12 protein-coding genes are annotated in these 17,538 nt (G+C 53.3%); 1 reads left to right on the forward strand and 11 read right to left on the reverse strand.

Going from position 1 to position 17,538, the window contains the following annotated elements:
• Nucleotides 1-118: 118 nt before the first annotated feature.
• Together J4772_RS22745 and J4772_RS22750 are read right to left on the reverse strand one after the other, a co-directional pair.
• The gene (locus J4772_RS22745) at nt 119-337 is read right to left on the reverse strand and encodes a hypothetical protein (protein WP_209071505.1); all 219 of its coding nucleotides are present in this window, start codon (nt 335-337) and stop codon (nt 119-121) included.
• Entirely contained in the window at nt 327-980 is a 654-nt protein-coding gene (locus tag J4772_RS22750) for a YqaA family protein (RefSeq protein WP_209071506.1), read from the reverse strand. Before J4772_RS22750 ends, J4772_RS22745 begins: the two co-directional genes overlap by 11 nt.
• Before the next feature lie 363 nt (nt 981-1,343).
• On the opposite strand from J4772_RS22750, the gene katA reads away from it, so the two are divergent.
• The gene (katA, locus tag J4772_RS22755; protein ID WP_116061548.1) at nt 1,344-2,801 is read left to right on the forward strand and encodes a catalase KatA; all 1,458 of its coding nucleotides are present in this window, start codon (nt 1,344-1,346) and stop codon (nt 2,799-2,801) included.
• Between the two features lie 225 nt (nt 2,802-3,026).
• Here the strand turns inward: katA and lspA are convergent, their stop codons facing one another.
• From lspA to J4772_RS22800, 9 genes are all read right to left on the reverse strand, one after another.
• The gene (gene lspA, locus J4772_RS22760) at nt 3,027-3,476 is read right to left on the reverse strand and encodes a signal peptidase II (RefSeq protein WP_209071507.1); all 450 of its coding nucleotides are present in this window, start codon (nt 3,474-3,476) and stop codon (nt 3,027-3,029) included.
• Between the two features lie 120 nt (nt 3,477-3,596).
• Nucleotides 3,597-4,199, reverse strand: coding sequence for a DUF2087 domain-containing protein (locus J4772_RS22765; protein WP_209071508.1), 603 nt, complete (start codon nt 4,197-4,199; stop codon nt 3,597-3,599).
• 204 nt (nt 4,200-4,403) lie between these two features.
• Nucleotides 4,404-6,755 carry a carbohydrate-binding domain-containing protein gene (locus tag J4772_RS22770; protein ID WP_209071509.1) on the reverse strand — a complete coding sequence of 784 codons (2,352 nt, stop codon included), beginning with the start codon at nt 6,753-6,755 and terminating at the stop codon, nt 4,404-4,406.
• Nucleotides 6,756-7,122: 367 nt separating this feature from the next.
• Nucleotides 7,123-7,707, reverse strand: a complete 585-nt coding sequence (locus tag J4772_RS22775) for an SLOG family protein (RefSeq protein WP_209071510.1) — start codon at nt 7,705-7,707, stop codon at nt 7,123-7,125.
• Nucleotides 7,708-7,768: 61 nt separating this feature from the next.
• A complete protein-coding gene (locus tag J4772_RS22780) occupies nt 7,769-10,453 on the reverse strand; it encodes a hypothetical protein (RefSeq protein ID WP_209071511.1) in 2,685 nt (894 codons plus the stop codon).
• Nucleotides 10,454-11,038: 585 nt separating this feature from the next.
• Nucleotides 11,039-12,571 carry an extracellular solute-binding protein gene (locus J4772_RS22785; protein ID WP_209071512.1) on the reverse strand — a complete coding sequence of 511 codons (1,533 nt, stop codon included), beginning with the start codon at nt 12,569-12,571 and terminating at the stop codon, nt 11,039-11,041.
• 88 nt (nt 12,572-12,659) lie between these two features.
• Nucleotides 12,660-13,544: a carbohydrate ABC transporter permease gene (locus J4772_RS22790; RefSeq protein ID WP_209071513.1), complete on the reverse strand. Its 885-nt coding sequence runs from the start codon at nt 13,542-13,544 to the stop codon at nt 12,660-12,662.
• 27 nt (nt 13,545-13,571) lie between these two features.
• Nucleotides 13,572-14,501, reverse strand: a complete 930-nt coding sequence (locus J4772_RS22795; RefSeq protein ID WP_246016556.1) for an ABC transporter permease — start codon at nt 14,499-14,501, stop codon at nt 13,572-13,574.
• A gap of 205 nt (nt 14,502-14,706) precedes the next feature.
• Nucleotides 14,707-16,995, reverse strand: a complete 2,289-nt coding sequence (locus tag J4772_RS22800) for a helix-turn-helix domain-containing protein (RefSeq protein WP_209071514.1) — start codon at nt 16,993-16,995, stop codon at nt 14,707-14,709.
• Nucleotides 16,996-17,538: the final 543 nt, after the last annotated feature.

Here is a 17,538-nt window from a genome sequence, read left to right on the forward strand (position 1 = left end):
TGCGCCAAACGCATAAAAGAGGATGTCCCCGTAGCAAACTTTGGAACACCCTCAATAACAAAGGAATAGGACGCTAGGGCGTGAATGCATACTCCAAGGACATACACGCCCTAGGAGATCAAACGCCCGTGCGACGTTTTTGATTGTTTTGCACCTTGTGAATTTGCGTTTTCATCTTTTTCGTATCCGTCGAAAACGCGCCTTTACCGTTAGCGCCAGCTTGGCGTCCCTGCTTCTTGCGTTCAAGAATGCGTTTGATCGCTTCGGCCGGGCTTAGTTTTTTCTCGGCTTCTCCGTGCTGTCCCTCGACGGCCGGATTCGTATTCTTATCTGTCATTTTCACACCTCACGCTCGTATTACTTTCCATTTTATCCGTATTCGGCACGTTTTCTTCAACCTCGGCTTGGACTTCTAAAGCTTTCTTCTTGGCAATTTTCTTCTTGATCAGGAGAAAAACAACGATCAGCGGAATCGCAATCGCGGCGATATAGAGGGAGACATCCTTTACCATGCCTTCTGCTGCGCGGCCGTAGCTATAGAACAGCAAACCGACGGCATAGAACTTGACCGCTCGTCCGAACGCCGCGTACACCAACAACCTCCACAGCGGAAAATTCAAGGCTCCGGACAAGATCGTAAACACCTTGAACGGAATCGGTGTGAAAGAACCAACCAAGATTGCTGCTTCTCCGCTCTTCTGGAACATCCGAGTAGCAGCGTCGACCCATGATTTTTTCAAAAACTTTTGCAATACGGAGTGCCCCAACAGCCTGCCTATCAGATAGCCGATCGGCGTACCCAGCAAACAAGCCACATAGCCGGCCGTCGCAAGCCAAAGGGCGTTGGAGGGCTGAAGCAAACTTAAAGGCACTTGCAGGAAAAAAGCAGGAATCGGAAAAAAGATCGCGTCGGCGAAAGAATGTATAAATAATCCCCAGATGCCAAATTGCATGAGTGTGTCGATTAAATTCTGAAGCATAAACGGCTCCTATCCGAACGATCTCTAGTTATTGGTCGATGCCTTCGGTCCCCCTTAACGATATATAAGCTGAGCAGTACCGGTTCATTGTACCTACACTCCGTCTTACCTCTAGTTCAACCTATATAGAAATACTAAACCTATATTATTATATACTCAATTTGTTCAGGTCGAGTTCCAAATCCGACTAAAGACTAGTTTTTTTCTTTGCAAATTTTACATATAACGGCTAAACGCATACCGTCTCTGTCATAATAAATCGACTTTTAGCGTTATTTAGAATAATTATAAAATAGTATTGATTATTCTTATATAACCGTTATTATTATATTTAGATTAATTCTAAACTAGGAGTGATCGTTGATGAGTACGCCTAACAACAGACTGACGACAAGCTGGGGAGCTCCCGTAGGAGACAATCAGAATTCTCTGACCGCCGGAGCGCGAGGACCGACGCTGATTCAAGACGTACATCTTCTCGAGAAGCTCGCTCATTTCAACAGAGAACGCGTGCCTGAGCGCGTCGTCCATGCCAAAGGCGCCGGGGCGCACGGTTATTTCGAGGTCACGAACGATCTGTCTGCACACACGAAAGCCTCCTTCCTGTCGGAAGTCGGCAAACGCACTCCGATGTTTATCCGCTTCTCCACCGTTGCCGGCGAACTCGGTTCAGCCGATACGGTGCGCGATCCGCGCGGTTTTGCGGTCAAGTTTTATACGGAGGAAGGCAACTACGACCTTGTCGGCAACAATACCCCCGTGTTCTTCATTCGCGACGCGATTAAATTCCCGGACTTTATTCATACGCAGAAACGCCATCCGCAGACTCATCTGAAAAATCCGAACGCCGTATGGGATTTCTGGTCGCTCTCGCCCGAGTCGCTGCACCAGGTCACGATTCTGATGTCCGACCGCGGCATTCCGGCGACCCTCCGGCATATGCACGGCTTCGGCAGCCATACGTTCAAATGGGTCAACGCAGAGGGCGAAGCGGTATGGGTGAAATATCACTTCAAGACGAATCAAGGAATCAAAAACCTGGACGTCGATCTCGCGGCCAAGCTGGCCGGCGAAAATCCCGATTACCACACCGAGGATCTGTTTAACGCCATTGCGGCGGGCGATTTCCCTTCGTGGACGCTCTACGTGCAAATCATGCCGGTTGAGGATGCGAACACGTACCGTTTCGATCCGTTCGATGTGACGAAGGTGTGGTCGCAGAAGGATTATCCGCTGATCGAGGTCGGACAGATGGTGCTGAACCGGAATCCGGAAAATTATTTTGCCGAAGTCGAACAGGCGACGTTCTCTCCGGGTTCGTTCGTGCCGGGTATCGAGGCTTCGCCGGACAAAATGCTGCAAGGCCGCTTGTTCGCCTATTCCGACGCCCATCGCTACCGCGTCGGCCCGAATCATAATACGCTGCCGATCAATCGTCCGCAGTCGGAAGTGAACCACTATCAGCGCGACGGCGCGATGCGTGCGGACGGCAACGGTGGCGGCTCAGTGTACTACGAGCCGAACAGCTTCGGCGGACCGTCGCAATCGCCGCAGCACAAAATCGCCGCCTACGAAGTGTCCGGCAGCGCCGACAGCGTCGCTTACGACCACGACGACCACTACACGCAAGCGGGCGATCTGTACCGTCTGATGAGCGAAGAAGAACGAGCACGCCTCGTCCGCAACATCGTCGGCGCGATGAAGCCGGTCGAGAAGGATGAGATTAAGCTGCGCCAGATCGCCCACTTCTACAAGGCCGATCCGGAGTACGGAGAGCGCGTTGCCGAAGGGCTGGGATTGGCGGCTTCTCACGGCGTCTAATCAGGCGTCGTTAAAGAGGCTGTCCCAGAAGTAAAAAAAGTCGTACAAAAAGATAATCGATAGAGAATATTATCGTGTATATATCTCCTTCCGATGCTATACGATCCTGAAACCTGATTGGGTAAACCCGTTAAGAGGTGGTTTCAGAACCGTACGAGGCAGTCTCCAGGAGATATATGCACTTTTTTCTTGATCGATTATCTTGTACGACCTTACTTCTATACGTTATTGCCTAAGAGCTTTCCTGTTTCTTAGCGCTTGCACAATCAAACTTAGGATAATTAGAACCACTCCGGCTTCAATCGCATGGTCCGCGACGTTAAGAATACCGCCCGAACGGACGATAAAATCGGTCACCTGGCCGAACAGCAGCCGATCAATTCCGTTGCCGATCGCTCCTCCCGCAAGAAACCCCAATGCGCAATCGAACAGAACTCCCTTCTCTTCGCTGCGCTTGCGGTAATACAGCACGCCTAGCACGAACAAGACGGCAATTACACCGAAGAGTCTGCCATAGCCTTGAAGCAAGCTTCCGGCCATGCCGCTGTTTTCGAAGCGAGACAGCTCCACGCTCCCCAGCATCATCGTCTCCCGGACGTCTAGATGAACTCTAATCCACATTTTACTGAGCTGATCGGCTGCCGTGACAAGTATTGCAATGATGTAAAACGGCATCTCTGGCCCTCTCCCCGTTTACGGCGATTGCCGTTTTCCCCAGTATAGCCTACTTCGACAAGAGAGGGCCACTTCATCGTTTCTTTCCTAACTTCCCAACAACGCATCGTCCGTTCAGTTTTAGGACAGACGCTGCCACTTGGCCCACATTTCGGGCGGATTCATTTCGTATACGCCGTCTTCACGGTACATGAACTGGTGCATGATGAATTCCCTGCGAATTGTCGCGAAATCTTCGTGATACGACTTAATAAATTCGTTAATCTCCTTCTCCGCGTATTTCTGGCCCTGCTCCAGGCTTGAGACGATATGCTCCAGCACGATCAGCTTCTTCTTAAGCTGCGCGGGCACGTGCTTTAACCGGCCTTCTTTGGTGAAAAAATTGCCGATAACCGACTCTCGCGTCTTCTCCAACGTTCCTTCCATATCCTCTTCCTCCTTGTTGTCCGCGCCCCGATAAATCAGCCGCAGAGCCGCTTCCGCATTGCCCTTCAGAAAATAATCGTTCAGGGAGAAATAAATCGTGTTTTTGTCGCGGCGTTCGTTGATCAGGCTCGCCTCCCGCAGCTTCGCCGCATGATGCGTAATCGTCGCGGGCGTCACCGTCAGCTTCTCCGCCAACGTCTGTCCGTTCAGCTCCCCGCCTGCGAGCAGGATCAATATTCGGATTCGGGTCGGGTCGGCCAGCGCTTTATGGTAGGCGACGACTTTATCCAATTGCATATTACCTGCCCCCTCCCCCACTAAATTTAAAAAATATCTAATTAGATAATCATTAAATTAAATTGTATAAGGAACGACATTTAGTGTCAACCTTAGATTTAAGACTTCGGTCCACTAAAGCACAATCTATTTGCCTGGACAGCGGAGTAGCAGGCTTTAACCTTAACCCGACAACGTTGCCCCCCCTTCGTCGCCGTTGATTCCTTATTTCTGATTCAATTCCAATGTTTTGGAGAACCTCACATTGTCCATATACATTTTACCGGAATAATCGCTCTCAACATCCGCCACGACGATCGTAATATCGCGAAGCAAGGTATCCTCGGCAATGACCTTATTGTCGGCGATGTTGGTCATGTCGAAGGACACAAGACAATGATAGAGACCGTCGGACGTCTTGCTTTGCTGGGATAAGGCGCTTAGCGAAATATCGAAGCTTGTGGCCGCCTGAGCCCAGTACCCGAGACTTGGAGGCGCGAATGCCAGATGAATGGATAGCGTTCCTTGGTTCGCGCGAACCGGATCCAAATAGAGGTCAAACAGCAAATACCGATTATCGCCCCGAGTCGCGTTGATCTCGCCTATCATGATGCGCGGCGCGGACGCCCAACCGTCAGAAGGCTTCACATCCGGATACGCGACATCCCAGGAGATCGCCTTCGATCCGTTCGCCGGCCGGACCGTCAGCGCATTCTTGGCTCCCGAGGCGTCGTCCCAAGTCCAACCTTGGCGAGTCGAATCCTCGAACGTGGACGGAAGCGCCGGCGTCCCTAAGGGATCGTGTTCGATCAACTGCTCGACGATCTCCCGCCCCCCGGACACGGTTACGTTGTCCAAAGCGACCCATTCCGCGTCCTCCGCGCCAACGAATAGAACGATGTTGGTCATGACGCTGTCCGTGCTATCTTCGCCGATGGCCGCTAGATTGGGCGCGTCGTCTTTCGTGATCGTAATCGTCGCTTTGAAGGCGCCGTCGTCTTGCTCCTTGAAATCGGCCGGGTTCGCCAGAACCGCGCGATTCGGATTCAACCACCCGTGGGAAGCGCTTTGCGGAATCGCGGCGATCGCCACCGTTGTCGGCTCTGGAACGAAGACGTCAAGCGTTAACCGCTGAGCGCCCAGAATTTCAGGACGAGCGGCGGAACCATCCCCGGACAGCCGCACATTGGCCCAGTAGTTGTCTTCCGACACGTCGCTGCTCGCTTCTATGCCCGACAGCATCAATCGCCCGTTATCGTTGGAGACTTTTACGCTCTTCACCGGGCTATCCCCGTTCAAGCCGAAGCCTTGCGCGGTCTCGCCGTCGAAGTCCCAGACGACCGTCGAGAATTCCTCGCGCGGGGTTCTGTCGATCGGCTCGTAAGGAATACCCTTGATTTTCGCCCGAATGTATTCTCCCGACACGCTCAACTCCGGAATTGACCACAGCTTGTCGGTCCCAGGGTTCAGAATCGTAGCCTCGCTCTTGCCGAGCACGAACGGCGTAAACGCCGCAGACGTCTCGTTCTTGTTCGTCAACGACCAATTCACCCAACTGATATTATGCTCGTTCAGGAAGTTCAGCCAGATTTCCGCCTCGGCCAAATACGGACCGTTGTTGCCGCTCGCCTCGCTCGTCCCCCACTCGGTGGCGAAGATCGCGACGCCATTCTCCAGCGCGTAACGGGCGTTGCTCATGACGTTCTGCCGATCCGAGCTGTTATCGGCCGACAGATGCGTGCCCGAATAGAAATGCACCGTGTACATCGTATTCGGGTCCGCTTCGCCCGTGTTCGGATTCTCTACCGGATTGTCCGCTGCAAGATCGGGACGTTGGCTCCAGTTCGGACTTCCCACAATAATGATATTTTCGTTGCCTTTCTCCCGCAGCATCCCTACGATTGGTTCGGCATAATCTTTGATTTTCTGCCAGCCGGCAACATCGTTCGTCACACCCGGCGCGTTGCTGTTCGGCTCGTTGGCCAATTCGTAAATCAGATGCTTATTGTTCGGGTAGAGACCGGAAATTTCCTCAAAGAAGTCCATGGCTCCCGCATACACCTCGGCATTCGGGTCTCCCGGATCGTGTACATGCCAGTCGACAATGACGTACATATCGTTGGCGATAGCGTAATCGATGCCGTCGATGACTCTTTGTTTGATAACGGTCGGGTTGGATGCATAACCGTTCTCGCCAACGTACATCGCAAGTCGAATGACGTTAGCCCCCCAATCGCCCGCGAGCGCCGCGAACGCGTTGTCGTTAATAATCTCGGGAAACCACTGCAGCCCATGCGTGCTCATTCCCCGCAGTTGGATCGGTTGCCCGTTCTCCGCAGCCAGCGTTGCCATCCCGTTCTGCTCGACGATTCGCAGCGCTCCCGCAGCGGACGGCTTCCGCACACTGCCGAGCAAATCTACCGTTTCCTCCGATACGCCGGACGAAACTCCTCCCGTTGCTTCGCCCTCGGCTTCCGTTCCTCCCTCCACAGAGGCATACCAAAATGAATAAAGCGCAATCAACAGCGATCCTACCAAAGCCCCTGCAAGAAGACGTTTCCTTTTGCTCCCCTTCACGGTTGAATCCTCCCTGAATGATAAAATGAGACAAACTGAAGCATACCTAGGGCGTGTATGCAAACCCGCTCAGAGGTATCTTTCAAAATTCGGCAAAATCTACTATCCTCGGAGTAGGCATACACGCCCTACCAAACACAGACACTAATGCAATCTCCCCCGCATTTTGCACGCTAATTTGAACCGCTTTTCTTCCTCCCTTCTCGGATGCGCCACGAATTCGGAAAACGTTTTCTAAACTATGCAAAAAAAGATGTTTTCCTCCTCGTCGCGAGAGTCTCTCTAGAGCGCTTCTCTTTAACATACCTGTTGCGTCGAATATGGAAAACATTACCTATAATATAAAACATAATTTTCATTTTGACAATCACTGGTTTTGACGAGATTCGTCGTCGTAGCCGAAATCGCCGTAAGCTTCTTCATTCGCGGCATTCTGGATTTCCTCCGCCCCGATCGCGATGTACCCGTAGCCGTCCTCCGCATTTTTGCGCAGCGCCTTCGTCTTCATATATTTGGGACTCGCTTCTCCGTTTTCGTCGTCGTAGACAAGCAGAATGCCGTCCGTCTTGCGCAGCAGCAGGTCGTCACGGGCCTGGAACTGCCAAGCTCCGCTGAACGGCTGTTTACTGACGGAGCCGTAATAATCAATGCGGTTCACAATGCTGCGGTAATACTCCTGCTTGTCTTCCTTCCACTTCTCCTCTTGTCCGGCGAACGCGGTCAGAATCGAGATTTTCAGGTCCGGATATTGCGCCTTCAGCTCCAGCGCCGTCTCGCAGGCCCACAGGTCGACGCCGTACTGGCCGGGGGTAATGATCCATTCCAGCCCCTCCTCCAGCAGAGGAACCAGCTTGGCCTCGATCGCTCGACGAATATAGGGAATTCCCTTATGCTTCTGGTCGAAAATGCCCAACTCGTGCGCGCGGTATCCGGTAATCAACAGGTTTTTCATTCGATCTCCTTGGCGATGCAGTCGTTGCAATCAGTGTAGCAGATTTTGCTCCCGACCGCCTCTATACGACCGTAACCGACACTGTAAAATTCACTCCCGCGCCGGACGTCTTCATGATCCTCAGTATGTGTGTGACAGGGTCGAACGTGTAATCCGTGCCCGGGGTCAATGTCGCGCCATTGATTTTAACGCTCGCCAGATTCGAAGCTCCCGTGTACACATCCAGCTCCTCGAAGGATCGATTGAAGCCCATCGTCAGCGTGCGGGCTCCGGCGTTCCAACCGATAGAAGCCACCTTGATATCCTGATAGTCGTGCCGCGTATCCGTCCCGATCAGCAGCGGGTAAACGCCTCCGTACCTTTGCTCGAGGTCGTCGAACAGAAGCTCGCCCCACGCCTGCGCCTCGCCCATCCCCGCGTAACCAAGCTCGTTCCGAATGACGAGCGCGTCGTTCGTATCCCACTGCGGAAGCTGAAGGAAATGGCTCAATGCATTCAATGCCTTCGGACTTTGCTTGTCGCTGTAGGCCAAGTAGGTTTTGGTCGTATAGTAGCCCTTGTTGTTGTTGACGTTGATATCTTGTAAATGGGTTTCGTACTCCAGCGCTTTCGGATCGCTTGGTCCCTTAAACTTCCGGATGCCGTATATCGCGTTGCCGAGCCCGTCGTTATCCCCCGCAAAAAAGCCGGTCGCCGCCGAAGGAAGCTTGTCGTATACATATTGCGCCAGCTGTGCATAGGTTTTCCCGGACACCGTCGTCGTGGAATCGACATCGGCCATCACCGACAAAGCGTACAAAATCGGCCCGAGCTCTCCGTAAAACAAAGACCCGTTCGTCACGTCTGAGAACGACGACCAAGCGTGATTCGGATAATCGTTCATATTTTTGTAGAGGATGGCCAACGCGTCGTTCAGGATGGCTCTTGCATCGGTATCCGCCGGATGATCGGCGCTCCAAGCGGCCAGTCCCATGACCGGATAGCCGTAATTCATCAACCTGCCGAACAAGTAGTTGTCGTACTTGGAAGAATTGTAGACTGTCGGCTCATAGCTGTCCGCCGTCCCTCCGAGCATATGAGCGCCGAATCGGATCTTTTCCAAATACTCGCTCCACTTCGTACCCTGCGTCAACGTCCCGCTATATTTGAAGTAAGAGCTGCCGTTCGACTGCAGAATGCCCTCAAACCGGCTCGAATTGTTCTTGGCGAGATCCTCTCCTCTGACGAAGCCTTGGCCGTCGTCGTAGAGCAGCCAAGCCTGGCTCCCCCATTGCTTCACGGAGTCGAAAAAGGTCGGAGTTCCGATGCCGTCGTCATTCACCGCTTTCACGATCAGCCTTGGATTCGTTACCGAGCCGCTCGTCGGCACGATCGAGCCTTCCACTTCGGCTACGCCCCCGTGAATCGTCACTTTGAAGGAGACGCGCACCCGATTTTCTTCCTTGGAAAATTCCACGATCATCGCATTGGTTGCCGGATCGAAGGTGACCGACCTCGTCGTCGGAGCCGTCAGTTCGATCGGCGTCAGCCCGTCGTAGCCGTAAGCGAACCGAAGCGCTCCGAGCGGATTGGCCCCATACGTGCTCTCCTTGAACGTAATTCTCGGAACGCTCAGATCGCCCATGACGAGATAGATGCCGTTATCGAATTTGAACTGTGGGTCCACGAAGACGCTCTGCCCCTGTCCGTATCGAAAATCCGCCCAACGATGCGTCGCCAGCCCTCTCGGCATGCTCTCTTTTACAAAATCGGCCAGATTTTGCGTCGTTGCGAGCGCATAGGTTTCGGGCAGCTTCTTCAACGCCAGCAGCATCTCCGCGGAATCGGTGCTCCACCGCATGCTGCTCTCGATGTACCCTCTCGTCTCCGTGTTGCGGTAATCCCCCAATTGCGAATCGAAGTAGATCCGTTGGCCTCTTTCTTGCGGCTTGACCAGATAGCTGGAGACGTTCCGCACGTCGATTGCGTTGGACCTTGCAATCGTATTGCCGGCGGCGTCGCACACATCGACGATATAGACGTAAGACTTCTCGGCCTCCAGCGAGCTTGTATAAGTAAGCGCATTCAAATTTGTGATCGTGGCGTCCAGGTAATAAGGATGCATCTGCGGCAGGTATTGAAAGTTTTTGCTCCAGTCTCCCCCGGAGTACGTTCGCAATTGCGGATAGGTTTTCGGAAATTTGTAAATCTTGTACGAGCCGAACCCGCTTCCCGAATATTTGGCCCAGCTCAATGCGACTTGATTGGAAGACGGAGCGCCTGCGGTCAAAGAAAATGAAGGGTAAGGCACGATGTTGACGTCGAACCAAATCCCGAGATTGTTCAGGAACGTTCCGTCCTCCTTAACCGGGCGCAAGTATACACGGCTTGTGCCGATCTCCTCCTGTCCCGTGAAGCTGAACCCGAATCTGCCCGTGCCTCCCGTCGCAATCCCCGAATAGTTTGGAGCTGCGGGACGGCTGTATTTCAACCATTTGTCGTACCCGGTAAAAATCGAGCCCGTTTCCTGCGAATACGAGCTATCGGTATTAGCCAATACCACTTCGTGTGTCGGCCAGCCGAACAGCCACGTATCGCTGCCCGTGTTTTTCAAGTCGACCCAGAAGTTACCCGTCTCGCCGGGATGCACGGTTATGGAGGATGCGCTTTCCCCCAAGTATTGAGCGCTGAAGCCCGCATAGACCGGAGCGCTGGCCAGGAAGACGGAAAGCAGGCTTGCCGCGAAGACAATCGACTTCTTTTTCATGTGTAAACGCCTCCAAATTGGGGATTAAAATCGAATGGGGAAGAGGGGCTGTCCCATGTCAAGTTGCTTAAGATAATCGATAAAAAAGAAGGTGTATATACCTCCCGTAGACCTATGCTTGACCCACAACACTTCCAGATAATTCCCAGAAGTTATTCGTAAAATTATCGGAGACGCTTTAGTGACATAGAATTCCTGACCTTGGTTGATTTATACGATTTTTCCTACAAACGTTCGTCGTTTGAGTCTGATCCGAGTTGCTTTGTGCGGTTTTTCCTACAAAAGTCCGCATTTAAGCCTGGTTCGAGCTGCGTTGTACGAATTTCCGACTAACTTCCCTGCGTAAGCTCATGTGTGCAAATAGATCCGTCGTAAAAGTTTAATATCCAATAAATTGTAAACGTTGTGGGTCATGATTAGCCCGTAGACTGCCTCATACGCTCCTGAAATCACCCTGTGACGGGTTTACCTATTCAGATTTCAGGAGCGTATAGCATCGGAGGGAGGTATATATACCTTGCACCATTATCATCGATTATCTTTCTAAGCTACTTGACATGCTTATGGGAAAGCCCCGCCTATCGATTACTTCGAAGCGGCCAAGAAAGCGTCCGCCTGCTTCTGGAACTCGGCGATCACTTTGTCCAAACCGGCTTTCTTCAGCTCCGCGCCATACTCGGGAACCGCGGTTTCCGGGTCCAGCACGCCAGCCGTAATGCCGTACTTGTACTTGTTCTCGATCGTGCTCATCGCGGCCAGCTCAGTTTTGACCGGCGTCTGGTCGAAGTTAAAGCCCATAATTGGACTGAACAGCTTCGTATTCTTATCGAAATCTTGCAGCTGCTGCATGAAATCGGGCGCGTCGGATGCTTTCGGCTTCAGGAACTTCGGATTTTGCCACATCCACTCCGGTGGAGCATAACCGATCTTGGCGGCATCCGCGCCTTCCGGAACTACAATCGCCCCGTCCTTGACGTCGTAATGCGTTCCCTTGATCCCGTTCGTCATCATATCGTAGTTGTCTTCGCTCTGCTGTATCCAGTTCAGGAACAGAATCGCCCGGTCGATATTTTTGGAGGTCGCCGCGACGCTCTGGAAGTTCCAAGTCGTCGTAGGCATATAGGGTTCCGTCGTTAGCGGAATGCTCACGAACTCGACCTGCGCGCCGTTCACCGCGATATTGCGGGCATAGTTATTGTACTCGTATACGTCTCCTCCGCCGATGGCGGCTTTGCCGGAATTAAAATCCGCGCGGATGTCGCGCCCGACCATCACGTCCTTATCGATATACCCCTTCTCGTAGAGCATCCGGCTAAATCGCGCGTCCTCCATCGTTTGGGGACGATCGTACTTTGCTTCTGCCTTCAGCGTTGCGTAGTTGAACACAATGCCGTCGGTGGCGGTGCTTTGCACCGGCTCTCCCCGCAGAAACCCGGCCGGAGGCTCGTTGAATACGATCATCTCCGGATTGTTCGTCTTGACGGCTTCGGCGTACGCGAGCAGGTCGTCCATCGTCTTCACTTCGGACAAGGCGTATTTCTCGCGCAGATCTTTGCGCAGCGTCGCCGTATAATACCCTTTCGTCGTGCCCAGAGCGCCGGCCGGAACGCCGTATTTCTTGCCGTTCACCGTGACCGGAGGCCAGTATTTCTCGTCCAGCGCCGCAATGATGGCCTGTCCGTTCTTGGCAAGCGCCTCGTCGAGCGGCGCGATCGAGTTCGACTTGACGAACGTGCCCAGAAGGTTCGGATCGGTCCACATGATGTCTACCTGATCGCCGGTAGCCAGCATGATCGGCAGCTTCTGGAAATAATCTCCCCACGGGATATACTGGTATTTTAATTTTACGTTAACTCCGTCTTCCGCCAATTTCTTCTCCAATGCCGCTGTAACCGCATCCTGATCCGGCTGCGGATCGCCCGGATAGACGATATTCAAGGTCACGACCGGCAGCGCCTCCGAGCTTGGCGCCGACTCGCTTGCCTGGGCCGACGGCGCGACGGTTCCGCTAGGAGACGCCGTGCCCTCCTTATTGGATGAACCGCACGCGCTTACCAATGCGGCCAGCAGTACGCTGGACAGAACGACTCCAGACCATTTTCCGAACGAAATACGCATACAACGTCCTCCTCTTATTGAACAACCTCTTTAAGCAACATTCCATGAACAAGGGTTGCGAATTTCACGGTAGACCCCGCGGATTTCGCTATCCCTTAACGCCTCCCACCGTCAGCCCTTTAACGAAATAGCGCTGCAGGAACGGGTAGAGCAAAATAATCGGCCCGATCGTCAACACCGTCGTCGCCATTTTCACGCCTTCCTTGGGGATGGCTGCTGCGGCGATCGACGAGTTCGAAGAGCTTGACGCCGCGTACGTAATATTGGAGGTGATAGCCCGAATCAGCAATTGCAGCGGATACAACTCCCTGTCGCTGACGAGCATGAGCCCAAGCCACCAGTCGTTCCAGTAGCTGATCGCATAGAACAGACAGATCGTGGCGATTCCAGGCAGCGCCAGGGGCAGCGCGATCCGGAACAACAGTTGGACTTCGTTGGCTCCGTCGATTTTGGCGGCTTCGAAAATCGAGTTGTCAATCGTCGAGATGAAGCTCCTCATGATCAGCAAGTTAAACGCATTAATGGCATACGGCAAAATCAAAGCAAGCAAATGATCGTACAAGTGCAAATACTTCGTCGTGACGATGTACCACGGAACGAGGCCGCCGTTGAACAGCATCGTGAAATAGACGAGAAACGAGATCGGTCCCGCCATCTTCCATTCCTTCCGGGATAAAGCGAACGCCATCATCGTCGTCAGCAGCATGCTGAACAAAGTGCCGGCCACGGTGACGATTGTCGTCACTTGGTACGCATCCAAAATAGCGGACCCTCTGCCCAGCACGAACCTGTATGCTTCCAGCGTCAATTCGTGGGGGAACAGATCGAATCCGTTCGCCCGAAGATAGCGCTCGTCGGTCAGCGACGTAGAGACGATGGTCATGAACGGGATAATCGCGACGATGACGAACAAGAGCAAATAAACGTAGGCGAATCCCGAAACGATTTTGTCGCCGGGCGATCGGTGCTTCATCGGTTGACTCCTTTCCGGATTCTTGTTCTAGAACAGCGCGGAATCCTTGTCGCGCCTTCGTACGGCAGCGTTGACCGCGAAGACGAGAACGAAGCCGACGACCGATTGCAGCAAGCCTGTCGCTGACGACATCCCGACGTCGTTCAAAGTGCGCAGCGCGCGATACACGTAAGTATCGATAACATCGGTCGTCGAGAACAGCAAGCTGTTATCGCCTACGAGTCCGTAAATCATGCCGAAATCTCCGTAGAAAATCCGACCGACCGCAAGCAGCAGCAAAATGATGATCGTCTTGGAAATGCCGGGCACGGTAATATGCCACATTTGCCTTAGCTTGCTCGCGCCGTCCAAAGCCGCCGATTCGTATTGCTCCTGGTCGATTCCCGCGATGGCCGCAAGATAGATGATGCTGTTGAACCCGACCGTCTTCCAGGAATACAGCACGACCAGAATGCCCGGCCACAATTCGGCGCGATTGTACCAGCCTACCGGATCGATTCCCAAGCCCTTCAGCCAACCGTTCAGGATGCCGTAGTCCGTGTTCAGGAAGTTGTAAGCGAACACGGCGACGATAATCCAGGAAATGAAATTCGGCAAAATAATAAGCGATTGGGAAATCTTCTTGAATAAAGCAAAGCGGATCTCGTTCACCAGAAGCGCGGTCAGTACGGCCAGGAACGTTCCGATCCCGATAAACAAGGCGTTCAGAAACAACGTATTGAAGATCGCTTTCAGCACCGAGGCCGTGTCGACCGTCAGAAACCTGAAATTGTCCAAGCCGTTAAACGGACTTCCGAAGATGCCAAGGTCCATCCGGTACTCCTTAAACGCCACGACGACCCCGGCCATCGGCCAATAACAGAAGAGCAGGAAATAAACAAGTCCGGGCAAAGCCAATACGTACAAAAAACGGTTTTTGACGAGATCGGCCGATATAAAGCGTGCGGCTCTCCTCAAGATGCTCACCCCCTTCTCCTTGCCTCGCCTCTCGGCTTACGGTCTCCAATTTAGCGCTTACATCGGTGGACCGACAAGTTTGAATAAGCAACTTTGCTTTTATTCGCTGAGGTTCAAGCCTTTGAAAAAGCGCCTGCGGCGCGTATCGCAGTTTTTCAAACGTTCGCGACGCTGAATGCTAACGGACCGGATGCGGCGCCGCGCCTTATATCTGCTTCCGATACTCGGTTGGAGCCAAGCCCGTATGCTTCTTGTACCAGGTGACGAAGTACGAGGCGTTGAGAAAGCCAACCTTCTCCCCCACTTCCTTCGCCGTCAGCTTCGAATCCGCCAATAATTCGTTCGCCTTGCGAATCCGCATCTCGGTCACGTATTCCAGGAACGTCCGATTAAACAGCTCCTTAAACAGTCTGCCGAAATAAATTCCGTTGTAATGGAACCGTTCCGCCACCAGCTCGATCGAGAGTTCGGGATTGCCGTACTGCTCCTCCAGGAACGAGGCGATATCTTCGGCGAGCCCCGACTTCGGATGCTTCTTGCTCGTCATCGCCGCCCGGATCGCCGTCCTCGCGTACTGTGCAAACCATTCCTCGATCCGCTGCAAGGACTCTATCTTCTCCAGTTCCTCCAGCGCTCCGAGGTAACTGCCCGAAGCCGTCGAAGCGGTCGAGTTCGAAGCGGCCGCGGAGAGCAGCGAGAACAGCAGGTACCGCACGGCGGACCGGATCATCGGATAGGGAGCGCGCCTAAGCTCGCGGAAAAAATCCGCCGCGGCCGCTTCCGCTTTCTCTTCCTTCCCGGTTTTTATCGTCTCCTGCAGCGCCTTCTGCTTGGCGTGCGGGTATTCGAAATCGGCGATAATATCGGACACAATCTCCTCATAGAAGAGAATTTTCCCTTCCCCGTGGACAAGCCGGTACAAGGCGGTTTCCTTCGCGCTCAAATAAGCGTCGCCGAGCTCGTGTCCGCTGCGAACCGGCTGGCCGATGGCGATCGTCAGCGTCACGCCGTAATCCTGCGCCACTTCTCGCTGCAAGTCGCTCAGCGCTTCTAAGGACGCTCTCTGCGACGTCCCGTCTTCTCCGATGAGCAGAACGATTTCCTTGTCGACCTTAACGACGTCGCAAGCGATTCTGCTCTTCAGATAACGCTCCGCGAAGTCGGACAGAACGGCACGGACCGTATGATCGAGCTCGTCCTCACGCACTGCCAGCTCCGCGATGCCGTCGAGCTTCAGAACCGCTACCAGTAGCGAAGCGTCCCCTCCGATCGGATCGACATTCAGACCGTATTGCGCGGCTTCGCCCGGCTCCGGTACTCGGATGCCGTGAAGCAGCTCCTTAAGATACTCGGCCTTCATGGACAGATGCGAGCTTCGACTCGTCGCTTCCAGCCGCTCGTATTTCTCCGTCACATTGGCGTAGAAGCGGTTTAGAATCTCCATCTCGCTTAGCTTCTTCTCCGATATGCTCCCCGTATCGATTGGGGAAGCAAGCACCTTCCGGGCCAGCTTGGACAACGGTGAGGACAGCATCCCGCTCAAGACGGCGGAAACGACCAGAGCCAAGGCCAACAAAGCGAGACAAGTCCAGATCGCCGTTCTGCGAATGTCGGAGATCGGCTTCGTCGCCGTCTCGTAAGGAATCGCGGAGACGAAATACCAGCCGAGCTGCTCCGAATAGACCGAGGAGACGAGCGTCTTCCCGCTGCCCGTCTCGTCTATGAAGCTTTCATTCGTTTCGGAGGATAGAATTCGCTCTACGAGAGCCGTCTCCGAGAGATCGTCGAGAAATCGGTCCGAACCGGGAGAGAAGACGAGGCGTCCCGTCTGGTCCAGAATTAGAAATCTGTCTCCTTCGACCGTCCCTGCCCGCTGATCGGCGAAGCCGTCCAAGGTCAGGTTCAATATGATGGCGCTCGTAATCTCCCGGCTCTCGTAATTCCGGTCGTACCAGAATACCGTATAGACCCGTTCCCCCGGCTCCTCCCGTCCCTCTACCTCCAGCCTGCGCGGAATCGCCCTGCCCAAGCTTTGCACGGCTTCCGATTCCGTCAGCCAAGCGATCGTCTCTTGCTCGGCTTTCGCCTTATCCCGGTCCGTCCCGATCAAAGCGTCGCTTAGCCCGTTGTAAAGCGTGATCGAGTATATGTTTTTGTTCGTTAACATCTGATCGTTGATCTTCCGGAGCGTGGCGCTGTAGAGAAAATAGTCCGCCGTCGGCTCCGGGCTGTTCATCGTCCGAATAAGATCGTTGTCCAACGACAGCTGAAGCGCGACGAGCCGCGCCTGATCGAGCACGAACTCGAACACGCTTCTGCTCTGCTCCAGCCTCTTCTGCGAAATTTCGTTGATCTGCTCTGCCGAGCCCTTGGAGAAAGCCTGCGACAGCAACGTCGTGACGGTTAAAGCCATAGCCGCCGATAGAACGACGAAAGACAAGAAAAATTTCGAATACCACGTTCTAAGCTTGATCCCTTCCAACATACGCTTCATTTTCGTCCCCCTGTCTCTATACACCCGTTGTGAAGCGCTTACAATAAATGGCTGAATTCGACCGTTCCGCTACTGTTCAGATTACTCTTTTTCACGGAAAAATGAAGTTTGATCCTGCAAGATTCGTTTGAAAAACAAACTTTTTACTCATGAATCGTAGGTGTGGCGCGGGTTTGGGCGTGTCTGAATACTCCGAGGGCAGCAAATTTTGCCGAATTTTCGTTCCATGCAAGGAAGTTTTGTGAAGGCGTACTGGAGGAAAAAGCGGTGAAAGATGCCCCTGAGCGGGTTTTCAGACACGCCCTAGCAAGTTTTAATGATAGCATTGCTCCGTTCGGAGCAACAAGAGGGGCTGTCCAATAAGTAGGCAGCTGGCCCATAAGTAAAAAGAGTCGTACGAAAAGATGAGCGATAGGGAAGATTGTCGTGATCCCGAAATCTGAATGGGTAAACCCGTTAAAAGGTGATTTAGGGACCGTATGAGGCAGTCTCCAGGCTAATCATGACCCACAAAAATTCCAGATAATCCCCAGAAGTTATTCG

The sequence above is a fragment of the Cohnella sp. LGH genome (assembly GCF_017671885.1).
Classification (GTDB): Bacteria; Bacillota; Bacilli; order Paenibacillales; family Paenibacillaceae; genus Cohnella; species Cohnella phaseoli.